The 4,351-nt window shown below is 69.5% G+C and carries 6 protein-coding genes, 1 tRNA gene and 1 pseudogene; 4 read left to right on the top strand and 4 right to left on the bottom strand.

Annotation, left to right across the window (positions count from 1 at the left end; all coding sequences use genetic code 11):
* Positions 1 to 82 (bottom strand): hypothetical protein (locus CVUC_RS20090; RefSeq protein ID WP_236849604.1); only part of this gene is annotated, 82 nt, incomplete at its 3' end.
* Between CVUC_RS20090 and CVUC_RS00120 the strand changes: the two are divergent.
* Positions 44 to 139, top strand: a pseudogene (locus CVUC_RS00120) (hypothetical protein); the annotation flags it as partial. The gene CVUC_RS20090 and the pseudogene CVUC_RS00120 sit on opposite strands and share 39 nt — an antisense overlap.
* Before the next feature lie 148 nt (positions 140 to 287).
* On the opposite strand, the gene CVUC_RS00125 reads toward CVUC_RS00120, so the two are convergent.
* Positions 288 to 881 carry a DoxX family protein gene (locus CVUC_RS00125; RefSeq protein WP_096034506.1) on the bottom strand — a complete coding sequence of 198 codons (594 nt, stop codon included), beginning with the start codon at positions 879 to 881 and terminating at the stop codon, positions 288 to 290.
* Here CVUC_RS00125 and CVUC_RS20100 point away from each other — a divergent pair.
* Together CVUC_RS20100 and CVUC_RS20715 are read left to right on the top strand one after the other, a co-directional pair.
* Positions 843 to 956 (top strand): hypothetical protein, encoded by a 114-nt coding sequence (locus tag CVUC_RS20100; RefSeq protein ID WP_233279820.1) that lies wholly within the window; start codon positions 843 to 845, stop codon positions 954 to 956. The two genes, CVUC_RS00125 and CVUC_RS20100, sit on opposite strands and share 39 nt — an antisense overlap.
* A 92-nt stretch (positions 957 to 1,048) precedes the next feature.
* Positions 1,049 to 1,285: a hypothetical protein gene (locus CVUC_RS20715; protein ID WP_423748624.1), complete on the top strand. Its 237-nt coding sequence runs from the start codon at positions 1,049 to 1,051 to the stop codon at positions 1,283 to 1,285.
* Positions 1,286 to 1,582: 297 nt separating this feature from the next.
* On the opposite strand, the gene bioB is transcribed toward CVUC_RS20715, so the two are convergent.
* Positions 1,583 to 2,608: a biotin synthase BioB gene (bioB, locus tag CVUC_RS00135; RefSeq protein WP_096034508.1), complete on the bottom strand. Its 1,026-nt coding sequence runs from the start codon at positions 2,606 to 2,608 to the stop codon at positions 1,583 to 1,585.
* Positions 2,609 to 2,692: 84 nt separating this feature from the next.
* Between bioB and CVUC_RS00140 the strand changes: the two genes are divergently transcribed.
* On the top strand, positions 2,693 to 4,168 hold the full coding sequence (locus CVUC_RS00140; protein ID WP_205685756.1) for an inorganic triphosphatase: 1,476 nt from the start codon (positions 2,693 to 2,695) through the stop codon (positions 4,166 to 4,168).
* A gap of 69 nt (positions 4,169 to 4,237) precedes the next feature.
* Here the strand turns inward: CVUC_RS00140 and CVUC_RS00145 are convergent.
* Positions 4,238 to 4,314 (bottom strand) — tRNA-Met (locus CVUC_RS00145).
* Positions 4,315 to 4,351: the final 37 nt, after the last annotated feature.

Consider the following 4,351-nt stretch of genomic DNA (forward strand, 5'->3'; position numbering starts at 1 on the left):
GGCTTCGTGCGGCGGGGTTACATCCTGTGGACGACCGGTTCTGATCCGACAGGGGCGTGGCCCGGTCGGCTGGCCCCTCCACCGCCGTTCGGCGGTCCCCCTCCCCCGGTGGGGGAGGAGAGAAACGCGCAAACAGCAAGACACCGTCATCCCGCGCTTTATGCGCGGGACCCATTTGTCCGCCGCACGGGCGGAGCGGACCTGCTCGCTCACGCGGAAGCTGAACCATGGGTCCCGCGCATGAAGCGCGGGATGACGGGATAGGTTGGTGTGGGGGAGGAAGGGGGCTACTTCCCCAGCCGAACCGGGAACACCGCGCGCAGCGCCGGGTCGCGCAGCCACAGGCCGCCCCATAGGAAGAGGCCCAGATAGACGCTGAACAGGGTGTGGCTGACCAGCGGGCTCTCGGCGCGCATCTGGGTCGCCATGGCGCCGCCCAAGAGGCCCGTGAACAGCACCGCGCCCAGGAGGCGGGTGCGCGGGATCAGGTAGAGCGCCAGGCACGTCAGCTCGATGATCCCGATCGTCAGGGTGTGGCGTGGGTCCCAGCCCAGCTTGTCCAAGGTCCCCGTCGCCGCCGGGTGATGCAGCAGTTTCGGCCCCACCGAGCCGCCGGCGATGAACAGGGCGAACGCCCCCGACAGCATCCACCCGGCCCAGGTCATGATCTTCTCGCGCATGCGTATGGTCTCTCCGTTTGGGACAAGGACGGACGAGGGGCGCGGGAACCGACAGGGGGCTCCGAAAATCCCTCTCCTCCCCCACCGGGGGAGGGGGACCCGCGAACGCGGGTGGAGGGGGCCTTGTGTGGCGGGGTTACATCCTGTGGACGACCGGTTCTGATCCGACAGGGGCGTTGCCAGGTCGGCTGGCCCCTCCACCGCCGTTCGGCGGTCCCCCTCCCCCGATGGGGGAGGAGAGAAAGCATAGCTGCTTACGGGGATCGGCGGGCGTGAACGCTCGGAATTGGCGCCGTTCACCCCAACGAAATCAACGCCTTGTCACTTTTACGCGACGATCTGTCCCCGGCGTTGCAACCCGCCGCATACTGATCTCACCTCGTCGCGAGGAAAGGGCGCGTGGCCAGCGACCATTTGCGGCGGCGGGGGGCGGTCGAGCGGGGACAGGTTCGAGGGGGATACTCGGACGGTCCGGGGATCTGGTTGCTGGCCAGACCCGCCCGCCGTCGGCGTGGTTGGAGGCAAAAGGATGTGTCTTAGCCTGTATTGGCTCGTCCTCTTCGACCGTCGGACGTTTGGGAAACCAGACGCTCGGGTCCCGGTAAGGCCTGAACAGGGCCACCTGACGGGACGCTGGCGGATAACGGCTGCGCGGAGCGTCGAGCTTCGTCGAAACGGTATTTATCCATTGTCTCCGGACGGATGTCCGGCGCTCCGCGTCCCTTTCCGAACCTTCAGCGAGGGATCGCGTGAAGCCGGTAAGGCGCGTCCCAAATCCTCCCCCTCGCGGGGGAGGTGTCGGCTCGAAGAGACGACGGAGGGGGAAGGGGCAGGGTCAGCCGAACTTCCCCCACCGTCCGCTGCGCTGACACCTCCCCCGCGAGGGGGAGGATCGCGGGAACCTACTCCGCCGCGACCAGGCCGGCGTCGGCCTTGGCCTCGACCCGGACGGCGCCGCCCATGGGCCTCAGGTCCAGGTCCTGGAACAGCTGGCTGTCCTCGTCCTGGCCCGGCAGGGGGGTGGTCAAGAGCTTGCCGCCGACGAAGATCGAGTTGGCGCCGGCCATGAAGCACAGGGCCTGCAGCTCGCGGCTCATGCCCTCGCGGCCGGCCGACAGGCGGACCATGGATTTGGGGCAGACGATGCGGGCCACGGCGATGGTGCGGACGAACTCGATGGCGTCGATGGCCTTGCCTTCAGCGAGCACCTTGTCGCCCAGCGGCGTGCCGCTGATGGGCACGAGGCCGTTGATCGGCAGGCTGTCGGGGTGGGACGGCAGGGTGGCCAGCTGGTGCAAAAGGCCCGCGCGGTCGCGGCGCTGCTCGCCCATACCGACGATGCCGCCGCAGCAGGTGCTCATGCCGGCGTCGCGCACATGGGCCAGGGTGTCGAGGCGCTCCTGATAGGTGCGCGTGGTCACCACGTCCTTGTAGTAATCGGGGCCGGTGTCGAGGTTGTGGTTGTAGTAGTCGAGGCCGGCGGCCTTCAGGGCCTTGGCCTGATCGGCGGTCAGCATGCCCAGGGTGGCGCAGGTCTCCAGGCCGAGCGCCTTCACCTCGCCGATCATCTCGGTCAGCTTGGGCAGGTCGCGGTCCTTCAGCTCGCGCCAGGCCGCGCCCATGCAGAAGCGCTGGGCGCCGCCGTCGCGGGCCGCGCGGGCCTTGGCCACCACGTCGTCGGCCGCCATCAGCTTGTCGGCCTTCAGACCGGTCTTGAAGTGGGCCGACTGGCTGCAATAGCCGCAGTTCTCGGCGCAGCCGCCGGTCTTGACCGACAAAAGCTGCGACAGCTGGATCTCGGAGGGATCGAAGTGCGCGCGGTGCACGTTGGCCGCCTGGAACACCAGCTCCATGAACGGCAGGGCGAACAGGGCCTCGACCTCGGCAAGCGTCCAGTCGTGGCGGGGGGAAGCGGTGATCTCACTCATGGGCGCGACGTTTGGACCGACACATGACGATTGGCAAGAGTTCCGCTAGAGCAGTTGCTGACGCGCTGGGGAGACGCTCTGATCATGGATCATGAGATCGAGCTGAAGTTCCTGATCCCGCCCGAGGCGGCCGAGGCGATCCTTGACGTCCTGGACGGCGAGGGCGCGGTGCGCCAGCTCGACGCCACCTATTACGACACCGCCGATCACGCCCTGCGCCGGGCCGGCTTCGGCCTGCGGGTGCGCGACGGCGAGGGCGGGCGCAAGCAGACCCTGAAATCGGCCTCGGCGGGCGGGGTGTTCTCGCGCGGCGAGTGGGAGGAGACGATCACGGGGCCGACGCCCGATCGCGACGCCCTGGCCCGCACCCCGGTGGGCGAGATGCTGGCCGAGGCGGCGCTGGCGCCGGTGTTCACCGCCCGGGTCGAGCGGACTATCCGCATGGTCGCGGCCGGCGAGACGCTGATCGAGGTCGCCCTGGATCGCGGCGAGCTCAGCGCCGGCGAGCGTCAGGCCACTGTCTGCGAGCTCGAGCTGGAGCTGAAGGCGGGCGAGGCGCAGGCGCTGTTCGATCTGGCCCGCACCCTGGCCCGGCACGCGCCGCTGCGGCTGTCGCTGATCAGCAAGGCCGAGCGCGGCTATGGCCTGGCGGCCGGCGACGCGGCGCCGCGGGTTCGCCGACAGACCGCGACCCTGGGTCCGGAGGCGAGCGTCGAGGCGGCGTTGCAGGCGATCGGCCAGGCGGGCCTGGCTCACCTGTGCGCGGCGCTGGAGGCCCTGCGCGAGCGGCCCGCGCCGGACAGCGTCCACCAGGCGCGCGTCGCCGCCCGGCGCCTGCGGGCGATGCTGAAGATCTTCAAGCCGCTATCGCGCGACGCCGCCGCCATGGCGCTGGACGCCGAGCTCGACTGGCTGGCCGGCGAGCTGGACGCCGCCCGCGATCTCGACGTCTTCGTCGGCGAGGTCTGGGAAGGCTCGGCGGCGACCTTCGAGGGCCGCGAGGCCTTCGAGCGCGGCCTGAAGGCCGCCCGGACCACCGCCTATCTGCGCATGGAGGCCGCCCTCGAAAGCGCGCGCGCGCGCGATGTCCTCCTCGAAGCCGCCGCCTGGCTCGAAGCCGGCGCCTGGACCAGCGATCCCGCCCTCGCCGAGCTCCGCACGATCGCCGCGGCCGCGTATGCTGCCGACAGACTTGATCGCCTGCGCCGCCGGATGAAGAAGGGCGCCAAGCATTTTGACGCCCTCGACGCTCACGAGCGCCACCGGCTGCGGCTGAAGGGCAAGACCCTCCGCTACGCCGCCGAGGATCTGGCGCCGCTCTTCCCGAACCACCCGCGCCGCGCCGAACGCTTCCTCGCCGCAGCCAAGGCGGTGCAGGACACCCTGGGCGTGCTCAACGACCGCGCCATCCGCAGGGATCTGGTGAACAGCTGCGTCCATGGCGACGCGACCCTGGCGTGCGCGGCTACGGAGGCGCTGCTCCAGCACGACGACGACAAGCTTCGACGCGCCGCCCGCGAGGCGCTGGACGACCTGCTGGACGCCAAATCGTTCTGGTGATCGGGTCAGGAAACGAAATCAGGGAACGAAAAAAGCCGCCCGAAGGCGGCTTCTTGTCGATCAGTCCACTGGGTGCGGGGACAGGATTTGAACCTGTGACCTTCAGGTTATGAGCCTGACGAGCTACCGGGCTGCTCCACCCCGCGTCAGGGTGTTTGGTGATTGTGGGGAAGGGTTCTGATG

This window comes from Caulobacter vibrioides, from assembly GCF_002858865.1.
Taxonomy (GTDB): Bacteria; Pseudomonadota; Alphaproteobacteria; order Caulobacterales; family Caulobacteraceae; genus Caulobacter; species Caulobacter vibrioides.